Source organism: Oryzobacter telluris (assembly GCF_043099285.1).
GTDB lineage: Bacteria > Actinomycetota > Actinomycetes > Actinomycetales > Dermatophilaceae > Oryzobacter > Oryzobacter telluris.
Map to the genome: position 1 here is coordinate 3,768,370 of NZ_CP170723.1, position 17,229 is coordinate 3,785,598.

Below are 17,229 nucleotides of genomic sequence, written 5' to 3' on the forward strand. Positions count from 1 at the left end.
CTCCTGCCCGATGCCGACCCCGTCACTGAGGAGTACGGACGACACCCTCCCCCCGGGTGGACCCCCTTCCCCACTGATTGCGGATATCCCACCCGAAACCACCCCGCGACGGTGGGTTGTGCGCAATGAGTCGGGCTCGTCAGCGGGCGAGGACGGCCACGGCGAGGGGGACGGCGGCGCCGATGACGAGGAGGGTGTCGCGCGCGCGCCAGGGGGACGGCATCCACCAGGTGCGGGCGGAGGCCGTGGCGAACCCGCGCGCGTCCATCGCCACGGCGAGGTCGGCGGCGGCCCGCAGGGTGCGGACGAGGAGCCCGAGGGTCAGCGCGCCGAGGTGCGTGGCGATGCTGCGCGGGCGCCGCCACGAGACGCCCAGCCCGCGGATGCGGCGAGCCCGGCCGAGCTCGCGCCAGATGTCGCCGAAGGAGTGCACCCGCTGCAGGGCCGCGGCCGTGGCGACGACCGGCCGGTCCGGGAGGTGGAGGCGCTGGGCGAGGTGGTCGCCGAGGCGGTCGGGGTCGACCCAGGGGATGAGCACGGCGGACGGCAGCGTGATGACGAGGACCCGCAGAGCGACCGTGGCAGCGGCATCGAGGTCGTGGCCGGCGAGGAGCCAGGTGGACCACGCGACCGAGGCCGCGGCGAGCAGCCCCGGAAGGAGCCGGACGACGGTGCGGCGCAGTCGTCCTCGCGGCCTGGCTCCCGGGCCCGGGGCCGAGAGCCCGACGACCGCGAGCACCGCCTGTACGGCCAGCACCCACGCCGAGACCGACCAGTGCGGTGCGATGACGCCCGCGGGCACGGCGAGGAGCGCCGCGGCGAGGAGGGCGAGGGGTCCGCAGCGCGCGACGAGCGGTGTCGCCGTGGAGGTCTCGGGCGGCTCGGGCGGCGGTGTGGCGAGGCGGTGGACGGCCGTGGCCCGGTCGATGACGTCGCGGTCGTGGGTCGCGGCGACGACCGCTCCCCCGGCTGCCCGGTACGCCGCGACGAGGCCGACGAGGGCGGCCCAGGTGCGGCGGTCCTGCCCCACGGTGGGCTCGTCGGCGAGGAGGACCGGCGGGCCGTGGAGCAGGGCGGCGGCCACGGCCAGCCGGCGCTGCTCGCCCCCGGACAGCTGGCGCGGGTCGGCGCGCTCGAGGTGGTCCAGGCCGAGGGTCTCGAGGAGGGCGCGGGCGCGCTCGGTGGTGCCGGGGCCGTCGGCGCCCAGGGCGCGCGAGGTGGCGAGCACCTCGTCGAGGACGGTGGTCGCGACGATCGTCGAGCTCGACCACTGCGGCACCCACGCCATGGCGGCGGCGAGGTCCCGGGCGGAGAGGTCGGCCGGGGTGACGGTGCCGCGGTCGCCATTCGGGTCGGGCACCTGGACGGCATCGGGGTCGCTGGGCCCGAGGAAGCCGGCGAGGGCGTGCAGGACCGTCGACTTGCCGGACCCGCTGGGGCCCACGAGGGCGGTGAGGGAGCCCGGCGTCGCGTCGAGGGGCGCGGACGTCTCCGCGGCCCGGCGCGTCCGCACCCGGCCGTCGACGAGCCGGGTCGTCCGCTCGACCACCAGCTGCCCGCACTCCAGGACGGCAACACGCCGAGCACCGACTCCAGCGCTCGGCGTGTTGCCGTACTGGAGCTGGGGCTGGAACAGGGTGGGGTCGACGGCGACGGGGTCGGGCGGGCCCTCCCCGGGCACCCACACGCCCATCGCGAGGAGCCGCTCGCGCTCGTTCTCGAGGGTCGCCCGCACCGGGCCGTCGGCGACCACGCGGCCGTCGTCGGCCAGCACGACGAGGCGCTCGACGAGGTCGACCCACGGCCCGAGAACGTGCTCGACGACGACGAAGGTCGGCGCGACACCGGCCCCGGCGCCGCCCGCGACCCCGGACGCGGACACCTCCGACACCTCGGCCGGCCCGGACGTGGACGCCCCAGCGGTCAAGGAGCCGGGCGCCGCGCCGAGCCCCAGCAGGGCGGCCACGGCGTCGCGCACCTCCTGCGCCGACGCCGGGTCGAGCATCGCCGTGGGCTCGTCCAGCAGGACGACCGACGGGTCGAGGGCGAGCGTCCCCGCCAGCGCCAGCCGCTGCGTCTGCCCGCCGGACAGCGCCGACGTCGGGGTGTCGAGCGCCAGGTCGCCCAGCCCGACCGCGGCGAGCGCGGAGGTGACGGCGGACTCCATCGAGGCGCGCGGCATCCGGACGTTCTCTGGTCCGAAGGCGACGTCGCGCCCGACCGACACGGCGACCACGCCGGATCCGGGCTCCTGGAGGACGAGCCCCACCGACCCCGGCCGCTCGCCCGGCTCCACCCCGTCGACCCGCACCGACCCGGACAGCTCGCCGGCGTCCACGGTCTCGAGGAGCCCGGCGAAGGCCCGAAGCAGGGTCGACTTGCCCGACCCCGACGGCCCGACGAGGAGGACGCGCTCCCCCGGCTCGAGCCGGAGCGTGACGTCGCGCAGCACGGGCTCGCGGCGGCCGAACGGGCGCCAGGTGAGCGCCTCGGCCTCCACGAGCCCGCGGCCGCGCGGGTCGCTCCCGCCCGGCGCCGGGGGACGCGCCATCGTCGTCATCGGCTCAGACGGCCCGGGACTCCCGGTGTTCCTGGCCTGCGGGGAAGGCGGCCAGCGCCCCCACCTGGGCGAGCACCCGCACGAGCAGCCACCCGACCACTCCGGCCAGCACGACGCCCGAGACGCCCATCGCCACCAGGTAGGCGATCTTGTCGCGCGCGACCCACTCGGCGTACCAGCCGCCGCCGTTGGCGAGCACCGACAGCACGGGCACGTCGGCCCACGACGCCGGGAACTTCACGACCTCGAAGGCCCACTCCAGCGGCGCCGACAGCGCGCCGGCCAGCGAGGCCGCGACGACTCCGAACAGCTTGTAGCCGAAGATCGCGAACGCCAGCTCGGCCCCGAGGCCCTGGAGGATGCCGGAGACGAGGACGGTGGCGCCCCACTCGGTGCCGGGCAGCATCGAGACCAGCGCCGCGACGACCTCGCAGAACAGGGCCGCGCCCGGGCGGCGCACGACGAGACCGCCGACGACACCCGCGAGGAACCAGGTCCCGACGAACAGCCCGTTGAGCGGCGCGTAGCCGAGCTTGAGGGCCGTGATCGGCCCGTTGTAGAAGATCCCCCAGCCCCAGAACGCGACGCCGAGCGCCGCGCCGAGGAAGGCGATGGTGAGGATGTCGACCGTGCGCCAGCCCATGAGCGGCGTGGTGGCGGCGATGGAGCGCCGGCTGCGGACCGGGCTCTCGCGAAGCGGTGTTGCCATGACGTTTCTCCCGTGGTGAGTGGACACCTCGGGGAGGGACACTCCCGGCACCTCGCAGGCACGCGCCTCCGGGTGTGCCGGGGGTGCACCTGAGATTCCCGACTTCCTCCACCGGTGCTAACCGGATCAGGTTCGAGGGTCTGCGGCGGACCGCACTCTCAGCGCCGGAGCGCTCCCCTGTCGTTGGACGTCGTCAGCCTATACCCGCCCGACTACAGTGGCGACGATCCCCGGGGACCTCCCCGACACCCGAACCACTGCTGGAGGACGACACATGGGACCGCTCGCCTGGAAGCTGCTCGGCACCGGGAGCGCCATCCTCGCCGGTGTGCTCGCCACCAAGCTCGTCAACGCCGTGTGGGGCCGCGCGCTCAAGGACGAGATCAACCCCAAGGACCCCGACGCGCCCCTGGCCAAGGCCGTGGCGTACGCCGCGGTCACCGGTCTCGCGGTCGGCGTCGCCCGCACCTTCACCGAGCGCAAGGCCGCCGCGTACTACGCCAAGTCGGCCGGCCACCTCCCCAAGGAGATCGCCGAGGAGCCCGTCAGCTGAGGCGCGCGGCGGGGCTCAGGCCTCGTCCATCGGGGCCTCCGGGCCCACCAGCCGCAGCACGTCGGGCGGGACCGTCCGCGACGACGCCACCCACAGGTGGCCGCGGCCCGGGTACCACTGCACCGTGCACCGCGGGACGAGCGCGGCGGTCTCCTTAACGACCCGCGCCGGGAAGAACGGGTCCGCGTCGCCGCAGAGGAGGACGACGGGCACCCGGATGCCGGGGAGCGCGGCCCGCGCGTCGAAGCCCAGCTCGGCCTGTGCCTCCACGACGACGTCGGAGGTCGGGTAGTCGGCTCCCGACGTCAGCATCCGCCCGACGACGGGGCCGGCCAGCCGCCGCAGCCACCCCCACCGTCGGCCGCGCAGCGCGTACTCGGCGAAGGTGGCCCCCACCGCCGACCGGTCGCCGCGCTCCACCGCCCGCGCCAGGCGCGCGTCGACGTCCTTGCCCGAGTCACTGACCTCGGCCGCCGCGGCCACGACGGCGACCCGTCCCAGCAGGTCGCCGTGGCGGGCGGCGAGGTGCTGCGCGACCATCCCGCCGAAGGAGACCCCCACGAGGAGGTCGACCCGGCCTCCCAGCTCGTCACGGACGAACCGGCCGTAGTCGTCGGCGATGTCCTCGACGGTGTGGTCGGGAGGCATGCCCCGGCGGCGGCTGACGTAGTTGACCGTGTGGCCCGCGGCCGTGAAAGGCTCGAACCAGCGCTGCGTGGTGCGGGACAGCCGGCCGGAGGGCACGTTGCCGCCCGGACCACCGCCGATGAACAGCAGCGTGCGGTCGCCGTCGCCCCAGGACGCGTGGTCCATCCCGGTCGCCGACGTCCCTCGCCGGACCTGCGCGCGCTCGGCCACCTGCACCACCTCGGACCCCACGGTCCCGCACCGGGTCGCCCGGGGGAAGGGCTCAGTGCTGGTGGAGGTCGAGGGCCCGGGCCAGCGGCATCCCGGGTCGGTAGGCGAGGTGCTCGTGGGAGGGGGCGTCGAGGACGGCGAGGTCGGCCCGGGAACCCACGGCGATGCGCCCGATGTCGCTGCGACGCAACGCCCTTGCGCCTCCCACCGTGGCCGCGACGAGGGCCTCGGCCGCCGTCATCCGCATCTCTCGCACGGCGAGGGCGATGACGAACGGCATGGAGGCGGTGTTGCAGGTGCCCGGGTTGCAGTCGGTGGCCAGCGCCACGTCGGCACCGGCCTCGACGAGACGGCGGGCGTCGACGTACGGCTGGCGGGTCGAGAACTCGACCCCCGGCAGCAGCGTGGCCACCGTGGTCCCGGCCGCACCGGCGAGGGCCTCGACGTCCTCGTCGGACAGGAAGGTGCAGTGGTCGACGCTCGCCGCCCCCAGCTCGACGGCCAGGCCCACCCCCGGCCCCTGTGACAGCTGGTTGCCGTGGACCCGCAGCCCCAGCCCGGCGTCGCGCCCGGCCTCGAGGACGCGGCGCGCCTCGTCCTCGGTGAACGCGTACGGCGAGGCGGGCTCGCAGAAGACGTCGACCCAGCGGGCCTGCGGGGCGCAGGCCGCGAGCATCGGGCCGGTGACGAGGTCGAGGTAGGCGGCGCGGTCGTCACGGGCCTCGGGCGGCACGACGTGCGCGCCGAGGAAGGTGGTCTCGTCGGTGACCTCTCGGGCCAGCCGCAGCGAGCGCTCCTCGTGCTCGACGTCGAGGCCGTATCCGCTCTTCACCTCGACGGTCGTCGTTCCGAGAGAACGCATCTCGGCCACCCGAGCACGCAGGAGGGAGCGGAGCTCGTCATCGGACGCGGCGCGGGTGGCGGCCACGGAGACGCCGATGCCGCCGCCGTCGTAGGGGGTGCCGGCCATCCGGGCGGTGAACTCTGCGGAGCGGTCTCCGGCGAAGACGAGGTGGCTGTGGCTGTCGACGAACCCGGGGACGACGGCCGCACCGCCGAGGTCGACCCGCCGGTCCGCGATCGGGGCCCTCGCCGAGGGCCCCACCCACGCGACCTCGCCGTCCTGGATGACGACCGCCGCGTCGCGAAGGACGCCGAGCCGCTCCTCGGCGGCCACGACCGGGCCGAGAACCGGTGTGCCGCAGTCGGGTCCGGCGCAGGTGACGAGCTCACCGATGCCCGTGACGAGCGTGGACCGAGCGCCCGCACCGATGGGTCCCGCGGTCACCGCCGGACCCTGCTGATGGCGTCGGCGAGCATCCGTCCGACGTCGCCGGCGCGGTGGGTTCCCCCGCTGACGACGTGCTCGCCGTGGACGATCGTGTCGGTGACGTCGGCCGAGGTGGCGGCGTAGAGGACCCGGTCGGGCGAGACGCCGGCGGTGCGCGGGCTGCCGAGGCGGACGGCCACGAGGTCGGCCAGCTGGCCCGACGCGATGAGCCCGCCGTCCCAGCCGAGCGAGCGGTAGCCGTCGAGGGTCGCCATGGCGAGCAGCGACGACGGGTCGAACCGGCCGCGCTCGAGCGTCTCGAGCCGCTCGTGCATCTCCACGCCGCGGACCTCCTCGAACGGGTCGATGACCGCGTGCTGGTCGGAGCCGAGCGAGAGGCTGACGCCGGCGTCCGCGAGGCGCCGCGCCGGGCCGATGCCGTCGGCGAGGTCGCGCTCGGTGGTGGGGCAGAAGCACGCCGTGGTGCGGGCGCCGGCGAGGAGCTCGACGTCCTTGTCCGACAGGTGGGTCGCGTGGACGACGGTGGTCGCAGGGCCCAGCAGCCCCTCACCCGAGAGGAGCTCGGTCGGCGAGCAGCCGTAGAAGCCCTCGCACGCGAGGTTCTCGCCCGGCTGCTCGGAGAGGTGGACGTGCAGCGGCCGGTCGCCGCGGGCCGCCAGCTCACCCACGGCCGCGAGGTCGTCGCACGGCACCGCGCGCACCGAGTGCACCGCGGCGCCGATGCGGGTGGTGTCGTCGTCGGCCAGGGCCGACACGCGCTCGGCCCAGGCCTGCACCGACCCGTCGCTGAACCTCTCCTGCACCTCGTCGAGCTCGAGGTGGCCGCCCGCCGTGAGCCCGCCGGCGAGGTAGCAGGTGTCGAGCAGGGTCAGCCGCATGCCGACGTCGCGGGCGGCCGCGACGAGCGCCTTGCCCATGACGTTGGGGTCGTCGTACCGGCGGCCGTTCGGGGCGTGGTGGACGTAGTGGAACTCGCCCACCGCCGTGTACCCGGCGAGCAGCATCTCGGCGAAGACGGCCTTCGCCAGCGAGTGGTAGGTGTCGGGGTCGAGCTTGCGGGTCACGCCGTACATGGCGTCGCGCCAGGTCCAGAAGTTGCCGCCGTCGTCGTGGGTGCGACCGCGCAGCGCCCGGTGGAACGTGTGGCTGTGGCCGTTCGCGAGCCCGGGGAGCACGACGCCGGTGAGGCGGACGTCATCCGGCAGCGCCTTGGCCTCGGGAAGCACCTCGGTGATGCGGCCGCGGTCGGTGACCACGCGGACGGACCGTCGGACGCCACCGGGGAGCACCGCGTGCTCGCACCAGTACGCGGTCATTCACCGCCCCCGGCGAGGTCGGAGACGACGTCGGCGAGGGCCGCCACGCCGGCGAGGCAGTCGTCGACCGCGGCCCACTCGTCCGGGGAGTGGGAGACGCCGGTCGGGTTGCGCACGAACAGCATCGCGGTCCTGACGCCGTCGTTGGCGAGGATGCCCGCGTCGTGGCCCGCTCCGGTGCCGATGACCGGGGCGCCGCCGAGCCGGGTGGCGATCCGCCGGGCGAGCGCGGGGTCGAAGTCGGTGGTGGGGGTCCAGGACTCCTGGGTCATCAGGCCGTCGAACTCGTGGATGACGTCGCGCACCTCGGCGACGACGCGCAGCACGGAGTCGGCCTCGGCACCGCGGGCGTCGAGCCAGCCGGTGGCGCACGACGCGATGGCGTTGACCCCGCCGGGCACGACGTTGACCTTGCCGACCGTGGCGACGCAGCCGTGCGACTCCGCCGACCGGCGGGCCGCGATCACGGCGGCGGCCAGCCCGAGCATGGCGTCCTCGCGGTCGGCGAGGCGGGTGGTGCCGGCGTGGTTGGCCTCCCCGGGGACGTCGAAGCGCCAGCGCCCGTGCGGCCAGATGTCGCTGCCGACCCCCACGGCCCGGCCGAGGTCGACGAGGTGGAGACCCTGCTCGATGTGCAGCTCGACGAACGTGCCGATCCGCCCGAGGGTGTCCTCGTCGCGGCCTAGGTGGCGCGGGTCGCGGCCGGCCCTTCGCAGCGCCTCGGCCATCGACAGGCCGTCGCGGTCGGTGAGGGAGCGTGCGCGGTCGGGGCTCAGGGCGCCGGTGAGGACGCGGGAACCCGCGCACGCCACCCCGAAGCGCGACCCCTCCTCATCGACGAAGTTGACGATGCCGACCGGTCGCGAGGGCTGGAAACCGTTCTCGCGCAGCTGGTCCAGCGCCGAGAACGCCCCGACCACCCCGAGCGGGCCGTCGAAGGCGCCGCCGTCGGGGACGGAGTCGAGGTGCGAGCCGATGACGACGCCCGGGTCGCCCGCGGCGACGGCGGCGTCGGGGTCTCCCCACCAGGCCCACTGGTTGCCGACGCGGTCGGTGGTGACGTCGAGCCCGCGCTCGGCGCACTCGCCCTCGAACCACTCGCGCAGCTCGCTGTCGGTGCGGGTCCAGGCGAAGCGGTGGTAGCCGCCGCTGTCGTCATCGCGCCCGAGGACCTCGAGGTCGCGCCACATGCGGCGGAACCCCGTGGCTGCCCCGTCCTGGAGCGGCGTCGACGACATGGCTCCATTGGACCAACTGGAGGCGACCGACGGGGCGGCAGCGACGCGCCGGTTGTCTCGGGTGCCAGAAACCGGCACGTCAGCCCCCTTCGGTTCCATGGCGTGGAACTGTGCGTCCGGGCGGGTCGCGGTGGCGGCCACCTAGGCTGGCGCCATGACGAGCAGCGGTGAGGAGCGCGCCCTCGCGGCGCTGGCGTCCTCGGGGGTGGAGCACGAGGTCACGCGGCACGGGCGGGTCGGCTCCCTCGAGGAGGCGGCGGCCGCCCGCGGGGTCGAGCCGCGCGACATCGTCAAGACCCTCGTCGTGCGCCGCGGGGAGGGCGACTTCCTCTTCGTGCTCGTGCCCGGCGACCGCGAGATCTCGTGGCCGAAGCTGCGGGCCGTCCTCGGGGTGAACCGGATGTCGATGCCCGACGCCGCGACGGCGCTCGAGGTCACCGGTTACGAGCGCGGGACGATCACGCCGTTCGGGTCGAGCACGGCGTGGCCTGTGGTGGCCGACGCGACGATGGCCGGCCGGCGGGTGTCGCTCGGTGCGGGGGCGCACGGGGTGGCGGCCACGGTGGACGCCGACGACGCCATCGCGGCCCTGTCGGCCCGGGTCGCCGACGTCACCGACCCCGCCTGACCCGCGACTTATTGCGCACAGCGAACGCCGGAACGGGGTCCGGGCGTTCGCTGGGCGCCATCAGTCAGCGGGTGTCGGGGGTCAGGACTCGCGCATCGGGACGCGGACGCCCTGCTCGGCCGCGGTCCGCTCGGCGATGTCGTACCCGGCGTCGACGTGACGGATGACGCCCATCGCCGGGTCGTTGGTGAGGACGCGCTCGAGCTTCTGCGCCGCGAGGTCGGTGCCGTCGGCCAGCGAGACCTGGCCCGCGTGCAGGGACCGGCCGATGCCGACGCCGCCGCCGTGGTGGATCGACACCCAGCTCGCGCCCGACGACGTGTTGACGAGGGCGTTGAGCAGGGGCCAGTCGGCGATGGCGTCGGACCCGTCGAGCATCGACTCGGTCTCTCGGTAGGGGCTCGCCACCGAACCGGTGTCGAGGTGGTCGCGGCCGATGACGATGGGGGCGCTGACCTCACCACTGCGGACGAGGTCGTTGAAGGCCAGGCCTGCCTTGTCGCGCTCACCCTGACCGAGCCAGCAGATGCGGGCGGGCAGCCCCTGGAACGCGATCCGCTCCTGGGCGCCGCGCATCCACTTGTGGAGGCGGTCGTTGTCGGGGAAGAGGTCGAGAACGGCCTTGTCGGTGGCGGCGATGTCCTTCGGGTCGCCCGACAGCGCGACCCAGCGGAACGGGCCCTTGCCCTCGCAGAACAGCGGCCGGATGTAGGCGGGCACGAAGCCGGGGAAGTCGAACGCGCGGTCGTAGCCGCCCTGGCGGGCCTCGTCGCGGATGGAGTTGCCGTAGTCGAAGACCTCGGCGCCGGCGTCCATGAAGCCGACCATCGCCTCGACGTGGCGCGCCATCGAGGCGCGCGAGCGGTCGGTGAACTCCTCGGGCTTCTTCGCGGCGTACTCCGCCCAGTCCTCGAGCGCGATGCCCTCTGGGAGGTAGGACAGCGGGTCGTGGGCGGAGGTCTGGTCGGTGACGACGTCGATGTCGACGCCGCGGCGCAGCAGCTCGGGGAACACCTCGGCAGCGTTGCCGACGACCCCGACCGACCACGCGCGGCGCTCGGCCTTGGCGCGCAGGGCGATCTCGACCGCGTGGTCGAGGGAGTCGGCCACCTCGTCGAGGTAGCGGTGCTCCACGCGGCGGCGCAGCCGGGTCTCGTCGACGTCGACGACGATGCACGCGCCACCGTTGAGGGTGACCGCGAGCGGCTGCGCGCCGCCCATCCCGCCGCACCCGCCGGTGAGGGTGAGGGTGCCGGCGAGCGTCCCGCCGAAGCGCTTCTCGGCCACGGCGGCGAAGGTCTCGTAGGTGCCCTGGACGATGCCCTGGGTGCCGATGTAGATCCACGAGCCGGCTGTCATCTGGCCGTACATGGTCAGGCCGAGGTGCTCGAGGCGGCGGAACTCGGGCCAGGTGGCCCAGTCGCCGACGAGGTTGGAGTTGGCGATGAGGACGCGCGGCGCCCACTCGTGGGTCTGCATCACGCCGACCGGGCGGCCGCTCTGGACGAGCATCGTCTCGTCGGCCTTGAGGGTGGTGAGGGTGCGGACCATCGCGTCGAAGGAGCGCCAGTCGCGGGCCGCGCGGCCGGTGCCGCCGTAGACGACGAGGTCGTCGGGACGCTCGGCGACCTCGGGGTCGAGGTTGTTCATGAGCATCCGCAGCGGGGCCTCGGTCGACCACTGGCGAGCGGTGAGGGTGGTGCCGCGGGGGCTGCGCACGGGGCGGGCGCCGTCCATGTCGGTCTCCTTCGTCGGGATGTCTCCACTGTGGCAACGGGGGTGCGTGTCCCCAAGGCCTCCCGCGGCGACCGTGTCTGCCATCCGAGACCTGGCGCCCTCGCCCCGCCCTCGCGAACGTGGGTGAACTCGCTCGGGATCCGCGGCGAGTTCACACACGTTCGCCGGGGACTGGGGGAGCCGAGGCAGACTCGGGGCATGACGTCCTCGCATGATGCCGGCCCCACCTCCGCGCCCGACCATGCCGCGCACCCTCAGCACGGCGACGGCCACTCGCACGGCGCTGCCCGCCTCTCGGGCGACGGACACACGCACGGCGACGGGCACGTGCACGACGACGCGTTCACCAGCGGCCACGTCGTCGGGACGCGGCCGGGTGAGGCCGAGTGGGACGCCCGGTACGGCGAGAACGCCTCGGGCATCTGGAGCGGGGCACCCAACCACGCCCTCACCATCGAGGCAGGCGGGCTTCCTCCGGGCCGGGCGCTGGACATCGGCTGCGGCGAGGGCGCCGATGCCGTCTGGCTGGCCGGACAGGGGTGGGCTGTCGTGGGGCTCGACCCGTCCGGGGTCGCCCTCGACCGCGCCCGCGCCGCCGCCGAGGCCAAGGGCGTCGACGTCCGCTGGGTGCACGCCGAGCTGGCCGACGCCGCCGACGACCTCGCCGACGGCGCGTTCGACCTGGTCAGCGCCTTCTACCCGACGCTGTTCACCGACACGAACCCGCTGCCGACGCTCGCCCGGCTCGTCGCGCCGGGCGGCTCGCTGCTCGTCGTGCACCACGCCGACGTCGACCGCGACCGGGCGCGTGCCCACGGCTTCGACCCCGAGGAGCTGCTCTCCCCCGCCGACGTCGCCGCCGGCGTCGGCGCGGGCTGGACGGTGGAGGTCGACGAGCGGCGCCCCCGCGTCATCGAGGGCGGCGCCGGGGCGCACCACTCCGACGACCTCGTCGTCCGCGTCCGCCGCGACGCCTGACCCCTCAGCCCTCGCTCGAACGTGGGTGAAAACCGTCGGCATGGCGACGGTTTTCACCCACGATCGCGAGGAGGCGTCGCGTGGGGCAACGCTGCGGAGCGCCCGCCATCGCCACCTCCATCGCGACCTACCGCCTGGTACGTGGGGTGATCACCCCACGTACCCGGCGGTAGGTCGCGATGGAGAGGGGGTCAGGCGAGGGGGCCGGCCTTGGACTCGGCCGCGCGGCGGACGGTGCCGTCGGTGACGAGGCGGTGCGCGACCTCGATCTCGGGGGCGAGGTAACGGTCGGGCCCGGGCCGTGAGGCACCGGCACCGACGAGCGCCTCGACGACGGCCGCCGTGGCGGGAGCCGGGGCGAGCGGCGCGCGCAGCTGGAGGCCGCGGGCCGCCGTCAGCACCTCGACCGCCAGCACGCGCGACAACCCGTCGACGGCGCGGCGTAGCTTGCGGGCGCCCGACCACCCCATCGACACGTGGTCCTCCTGCATCGCCGAGCTGGGGATGGAGTCGACCGACGCCGGCACGGCGAGCCGCTTCATCTCCGACACGATCGCCGCCTGGGTGTACTGGGCGATCATGTGGCCGCTGTCGACGCCGGGGTCGTCGGCGAGGAACGGCGGGAGGCCGTTGCTGCGCGAGACGTCGAGGAAGCGGTCGGTGCGCCGCTCGGAGATCGACGCGAGGTCGGCCGCGACGATGGCGAGGAAGTCGAGCACGTACGCCACCGGGGCGCCGTGGAAGTTGCCGTTGCTCTCGACCCGGCCGTCGGGGGTGACGACGGGGTTGTCGACGGCGCTGGCGAGCTCCCAGCCGGCGACGCGGGCGGCGTGGTCGACGGTGTCGCGCACCCCGCCGGCGACCTGCGGTGCACAGCGCAGCGAGTAGGCGTCCTGGACGCGGGTGCACGCGTCAGTGCGGTGCGACTCGCGGATCTCACTGTGCGCCATCACCTTTCGGATGTTCGCGGCGGCGACCGCCTGGCCCGGCTGGGGGCGCAGCGCATGGAGGTCGGCGGCGAAGACGTCGTCCGTACCGAGGAGCCCCTCGACCGACATCGCGGCGGCGACGTCGGCGACGACGAGCAGCTCACGCAGGTCGTGGATGGCGAGGCACAGCATCCCGAGCATGCCGTCGGTGCCGTTGACGAGGGCCAGGCCCTCCTTCTCCTCGAGCTCGACCGGCGCGAGCCCGGCGGCCTCGAGGGCGCGCGCGGCCTCCATCAGGGTGCCGTCGGCGTCGCGGACCTCACCCTCGCCCATCAGCGCGAGGGCGCAGTGCGAGAGGGGCGCGAGGTCGCCGGAGCAGCCGAGCGAGCCGTACTCGCGCACGACCGGCGCGATGCCGTGGTTGAGCAGGCCGACGTAGGTGGCGAGGGTCTCCTCGCGGATGCCGGTGCGCCCGGTCGCGAGCGTGGCGACGCGCAGGAGCATGAGGGCGCGGACGACCTCGCGCTCGACCTCGGCGCCCGAGCCCGCGGCGTGGCTGCGGATGAGGGAGCGCTGGAGGCGGTGGCGCAGGTCAACCGGGATGTGCCGGGTCGCGAGGGCCCCGAAGCCTGTGGAGACGCCGTAGTGGGGCTGGGTGTCGTCGGCAAGTGAGCGGATGACGTCGCGGCTGCGGCGGACCTCCGCGAGGGCGTCGGGGGCGACGACGACGGGGGCGCCGTGGCGCGCGACGCGCACGACGTCGTCGATGGTGAGGGGTCCGGCGCCCACGGTCACGGGCTCGAGCCCGGGCACGGCATCCTCCGGCCCGGCGCCCGTCGGGTCCGGGCCCTGCCCCGGATAGGCGGCCGGCATCCTCTGGTGCGTGCCGTCGGAGGCCGGTCCGGGCGTGGAGGTGGCGTCGCTCATCTCCCCATTCCAGCGCCGCGGACGACGCGCCGACAGCACCCGACGCCCCGTCGTGTCTCGGATCACAGACCTGCCCCGCCCCTTGTCGGCCGTGAGTAGGAAGCCGGAGCGAGGGTGCGGTCGGCGGCGGCGACGAGGCCGGCGTACCGACCACCGGCGGCGACCAGCTCGTCGTGGGTGCCCGACTCGACGAGCCGACCCTCGTCGAGGACCGCGATCCGGTCGGCGTCGCGCACGGTGGAGAGCCGGTGCGCGATCGTCACGGTGGTGCGGCCGCGGGCCAGCTCGTCGAGCGCCCGCTGCAGGGCCCGCTCCGTGGCGGTGTCCAGCGCCGAGGTCGCCTCGTCGAGGACGAGGACCGGCGGGTCGCGCAGGATGGTCCGCGCCACGGCGAGGCGCTGCTGCTCACCGCCGGAGAACCGGTGGCCGCGCGCCCCCACCATCGTGTCGAGACCATCCGGGAGGGAGGCGACGAGGTCGGCGACCTGGGCAGCGGCCAGGGCCGCCCACAGCTCGCCCTCGGTGGCCGCGGGACGGGCCAGGAGCAGGTTGTCGCGCACCGACGCGTGCACGAGGTAGCTCTCCTGCGACACCACGCCGACGACCGAGGCGAGCACCTCGGGCGCGAGGTCGCGCACGTCGATGCCGTCGACCGTCACCCGCCCGGCGTCGGGGTCGTGCAGCCGCGCCAGCAGTCCGGCCACGGTCGACTTCCCCGAACCCGTCGGCCCGACGAGCGCCAGGGTCGACCCCGCGGGGACGACGAGCGAGAGCCCCGCCACGGCCTCCCGGTCAGAGCCCGGGTAGCGCAGCGAGACACCCTCGACGCGCACCTCCCCGCGCACCGACCGGGGGTCGAGCGGCACGGGGTGCGCCGGCGCGGGGACGTCGGGCACGAGGTCGAGGTACTCGAACACCCGTGAGAACAGGGCCATCGAGGCCACCCACTGGGCGCCGACGTTGAGCAGGCCCATCAGCGGGCGGAAGATCCCCCCCTGGAGCGCGGTGAACGCGACGAGCGTGCCGATCGTCATCCCACCGGAGGTCGCCGGCAGCCCCGCCGCGAGGTAGACCAGGGCGGGGATGACGGAGAAGACGATCTGCATCGTCGCCATCCGCCAGCGCCCGGCCAGCTGCGAGCGCAGCTCGAGGTCGACGAGCGAGTCGGAGGTCTCGGAGAACCGCTCGGCGGCGCGGGGGCCGGTGCCGAGGGTCTTGGCGAGGCGGACCGCGCTCACCGACAGGCCCTCGTCGATCTGGTGGTTGAGGTCGGCGAGCGCGGCCTGCTGGCGCGCGGTGACCTCGCGGCGGATGAGGGCGACCTTGCGGGTCAGCCAGATCGCCGGCGGGATGACCACGAGCGACAGCAGCGACAGGCGCCACGAGAGCGCCGCCATCGCGACCGCCGTGGCGACGGCGGTGGTGACGTTGGAGGCGATCGAGGTCGCCGTGGAGGTGACGACACCCTGCATCCCGCCGACGTCGTTGACGAGGCGCGACTGCACCTCGCCGCCGCGCGTGCGGGTGAAGAAGCCGAGGGACTGGCGCTGGAGGTGGGTGAAGACGTCGGTGCGCAGGCGGTGCATGACGCGCTGGCCGACCTGGGTCGACAGCCAGGTCTGCACGACGCCGAGGAGCTGCGTGACCGCCGCGACGGCGACCATGCCGCCCACGGCGAGGGCGAGCAGGCGCAGGTCGCCCTGCGGGAGGGCGACGTCGACGACCTCGCGGACGAGGAACGGCTGGGCGAGGCCGACGACGCTCGTCACGACGATGATCGCGACGACGACGGCGATGCGGGCCCGGTGCGGCCGGAAGAGGGCGAGGACGCGGCCCATCGGGACCGGCGCCTCGGCGAGCCGGGCGCGGTCGCGGGGGTCGACGGTCATGGCCCCGCCGCGACCGCCTCGGCCGGCGCCGTGGGAGCCGCGCCCGCCGTGGCCGGTGGGGTCGGCGTCGGGGGCCGGGAGCGCGGGGGCGCTGCCACCGGCCGGGGTGGGGGCGGTGGTGCGGGTGTCGGTGAGGGCGGCCGTCATGGGCACCCCTCCTTCCTGTCATGGTCTTTGGTGAGGTTACCTCACAATGAGCCCAACACAGGAGTTCGGTCTAGCATTCCCCCATGGCCGCCCGACCTGATGACGACCGCCGCCCGCCGCATGACCGTGGTCCCGGCCGTCGCGCCGCCAGGGGCGAGGGCGACGCCGCCGGAGAGGCCGACCTCGGCGACCTCGTGATGCGCCTGGCCCGCTCGCTGCGCCGTCGCGGCGCGGAGGCGATGGCGCCGTGGGACCTCAGCCCCCACCACGGCCGGGCGCTGCGCGTCGTCGCGCACCACGACCGGATCCGTCCGGGCGAGCTCGCCGCCCACCTGCGGATCGCACCCCGCTCGGTCACCGACGTCGTCGACGCCCTCGAAGGCCGTGGGCTCGTGGCGCGCGGCCCCGACCCCACCGACCGGCGGGCGACCGTCATCACGCTCACCGAGGCGGGGGCGCGGCTCGTCGAGGAGATCGGCACGGCCCGGCGGGCCGATGCCGAGGCCCTGTTCGGCCGCCTCCCCGACGCCGACCGCGAGGCCCTGCGCCGCATCCTCGCGACGCTGGACGACGAGGGAGACGTCAGGGGCGGGTGACGAGGATGCCGTCCTCGTCGGCCCAGAGGTGGGCTCCGGGGACGAACTCGACGCCGCCGAAGGCCACCGGCACGTCGCGGTCGCCGACGCCGTCCTTGGCGCTCTTGCGCGGGTTCGACCCCAGCGCGAGCACGCCGAGCGGCAGGGTCCCGAGCGCCACGACGTCGCGCACCGCCCCGTTGACGACGACCCCGGCCCAGCCGTTGGCCACCGCCGACGCACCGATGAGGTCACCGACGAGCGCCGACTCCAGCGACCCACCGCCGTCGACGACGAGCACCTTGCCCTCGCCCGGCTCGGCCAGCGCGGCCTTGACGAGCGCGTTGTCGCGGTGGCAGCGCACCGTGCTGACGACGCCCTGGAACCGCGCCGCACCGCCGATGCGGCGGAGCTGGAGCGAGCACGACTGCAGGGTGTCGCCGTACTCGTCGTAGAGGTCGGCGGTCGGAACCACCTGCGCCACAGGGAGGTCCATCACTCGGCCTTGACGGCGAGGACGGGGCAGCGGGCATCGAGGAGGATGCGCTGCGCCACCGACCCCATGAGGAGCTTCCCCACGGCCGTGCGGTGCCGCAGCCCGATGACGATGACGACCGCCGAGCGGGCCTCGGCCTCCGCGACGATCGTCTCGGCGGGGTCGGACCCCTCCAGGACCTGGACGACCTCGACGTCGACCCCGAGCTCGGCGACGTCACGCTCGACGCGCGCGAGGTCGTCGGACCCCGCCCGCCGCGCGTCGACGAGCACGTCGTCGCGCGACATGTTGAGGACGACGAGCGGCTGCGAGCGCAGCCGCGCCTCCTCCACGCCCGCCCGGAGGGCGGCCTCTCCCAACGCGTTCGGCACGTAGCCCACGAGAACGGTCATGTCAGC

Annotated in this window: 15 protein-coding genes and 1 riboswitch; of the genes, 4 read left to right on the forward strand and 11 right to left on the reverse strand. The window is 74.9% G+C overall.

Annotation, left to right across the window (positions count from 1 at the left end):
- Positions 1 to 139 precede the first annotated feature (139 nt).
- Together ACFLFB_RS17635 and ACFLFB_RS17640 are read right to left on the reverse strand one after the other, a co-directional pair.
- Positions 140 to 2,551 carry an ATP-binding cassette domain-containing protein gene (locus ACFLFB_RS17635; RefSeq protein WP_392543468.1) on the reverse strand — a complete coding sequence of 804 codons (2,412 nt, stop codon included), beginning with the start codon at positions 2,549 to 2,551 and terminating at the stop codon, positions 140 to 142.
- A gap of 13 nt (positions 2,552 to 2,564) precedes the next feature.
- Entirely contained in the window at positions 2,565 to 3,269 is a 705-nt protein-coding gene (locus tag ACFLFB_RS17640; RefSeq protein ID WP_392543469.1) for an ECF transporter S component, read from the reverse strand.
- Positions 3,270 to 3,355: 86 nt separating this feature from the next.
- A riboswitch (TPP riboswitch) is annotated at positions 3,356 to 3,458 on the reverse strand.
- Positions 3,459 to 3,543: 85 nt separating this feature from the next.
- Between ACFLFB_RS17640 and ACFLFB_RS17645 the strand changes: the two genes are divergently transcribed.
- Positions 3,544 to 3,822: a DUF4235 domain-containing protein gene (locus tag ACFLFB_RS17645; RefSeq protein ID WP_392543470.1), complete on the forward strand. Its 279-nt coding sequence runs from the start codon at positions 3,544 to 3,546 to the stop codon at positions 3,820 to 3,822.
- Between the two features lie 15 nt (positions 3,823 to 3,837).
- Here the strand turns inward: ACFLFB_RS17645 and ACFLFB_RS17650 are convergent, their stop codons facing one another.
- The 4 genes from ACFLFB_RS17650 to ACFLFB_RS17665 are packed head-to-tail and all read right to left on the reverse strand — an operon-like array spanning position 3,838 to position 8,525.
- Complete coding sequence (locus tag ACFLFB_RS17650; protein WP_392543471.1) at positions 3,838 to 4,680, reverse strand: alpha/beta fold hydrolase; 843 nt, start codon at positions 4,678 to 4,680, stop codon at positions 3,838 to 3,840.
- 52 nt (positions 4,681 to 4,732) lie between these two features.
- Positions 4,733 to 5,968 (reverse strand): imidazolonepropionase, encoded by a 1,236-nt coding sequence (gene hutI, locus ACFLFB_RS17655; protein WP_392543472.1) that lies wholly within the window; start codon positions 5,966 to 5,968, stop codon positions 4,733 to 4,735.
- Positions 5,965 to 7,287: a formimidoylglutamate deiminase gene (locus tag ACFLFB_RS17660; RefSeq protein WP_392543473.1), complete on the reverse strand. Its 1,323-nt coding sequence runs from the start codon at positions 7,285 to 7,287 to the stop codon at positions 5,965 to 5,967. Before ACFLFB_RS17660 ends, hutI begins: the two co-directional genes overlap by 4 nt.
- Positions 7,284 to 8,525 carry an allantoate amidohydrolase gene (locus ACFLFB_RS17665; RefSeq protein WP_392543474.1) on the reverse strand — a complete coding sequence of 414 codons (1,242 nt, stop codon included), beginning with the start codon at positions 8,523 to 8,525 and terminating at the stop codon, positions 7,284 to 7,286. Before ACFLFB_RS17665 ends, ACFLFB_RS17660 begins: the two co-directional genes overlap by 4 nt.
- A 154-nt stretch (positions 8,526 to 8,679) precedes the next feature.
- Here ACFLFB_RS17665 and ACFLFB_RS17670 point away from each other — a divergent pair, with 154 nt between their 5' ends.
- Positions 8,680 to 9,153, forward strand: a complete 474-nt coding sequence (locus ACFLFB_RS17670) for an aminoacyl-tRNA deacylase (protein WP_392543475.1) — start codon at positions 8,680 to 8,682, stop codon at positions 9,151 to 9,153.
- 81 nt (positions 9,154 to 9,234) lie between these two features.
- Here the strand turns inward: ACFLFB_RS17670 and hutU are convergent, their stop codons facing one another.
- A complete protein-coding gene (hutU, locus tag ACFLFB_RS17675; protein ID WP_392543476.1) occupies positions 9,235 to 10,890 on the reverse strand; it encodes a urocanate hydratase in 1,656 nt (551 codons plus the stop codon).
- 198 nt (positions 10,891 to 11,088) lie between these two features.
- On the opposite strand from hutU, the gene ACFLFB_RS17680 reads away from it, so the two are divergent.
- Positions 11,089 to 11,868: a class I SAM-dependent methyltransferase gene (locus ACFLFB_RS17680; protein ID WP_392543477.1), complete on the forward strand. Its 780-nt coding sequence runs from the start codon at positions 11,089 to 11,091 to the stop codon at positions 11,866 to 11,868.
- A 191-nt stretch (positions 11,869 to 12,059) separates the two neighbouring features.
- On the opposite strand, the gene hutH is transcribed toward ACFLFB_RS17680, so the two are convergent.
- Positions 12,060 to 13,724 (reverse strand): histidine ammonia-lyase, encoded by a 1,665-nt coding sequence (hutH, locus tag ACFLFB_RS17685; RefSeq protein ID WP_392543478.1) that lies wholly within the window; start codon positions 13,722 to 13,724, stop codon positions 12,060 to 12,062.
- 62 nt (positions 13,725 to 13,786) lie between these two features.
- Entirely contained in the window at positions 13,787 to 15,760 is a 1,974-nt protein-coding gene (locus ACFLFB_RS17690; RefSeq protein WP_392543479.1) for an ABC transporter ATP-binding protein, read from the reverse strand.
- 83 nt (positions 15,761 to 15,843) lie between these two features.
- On the opposite strand from ACFLFB_RS17690, the gene ACFLFB_RS17695 reads away from it, so the two are divergent.
- Complete coding sequence (locus ACFLFB_RS17695; protein ID WP_392543480.1) at positions 15,844 to 16,356, forward strand: MarR family winged helix-turn-helix transcriptional regulator; 513 nt, start codon at positions 15,844 to 15,846, stop codon at positions 16,354 to 16,356.
- On the opposite strand, the gene rraA is transcribed toward ACFLFB_RS17695, so the two are convergent.
- The gene (gene rraA / locus ACFLFB_RS17700) at positions 16,343 to 16,831 is read right to left on the reverse strand and encodes a ribonuclease E activity regulator RraA (RefSeq protein WP_392543481.1); all 489 of its coding nucleotides are present in this window, start codon (positions 16,829 to 16,831) and stop codon (positions 16,343 to 16,345) included. The two genes, ACFLFB_RS17695 and rraA, sit on opposite strands and share 14 nt — an antisense overlap.
- Positions 16,831 to 17,223 carry a universal stress protein gene (locus tag ACFLFB_RS17705; protein ID WP_392543482.1) on the reverse strand — a complete coding sequence of 131 codons (393 nt, stop codon included), beginning with the start codon at positions 17,221 to 17,223 and terminating at the stop codon, positions 16,831 to 16,833. Before ACFLFB_RS17705 ends, rraA begins: the two co-directional genes overlap by 1 nt.
- Between the last annotated feature and the right edge of the window lie 6 nt (positions 17,224 to 17,229).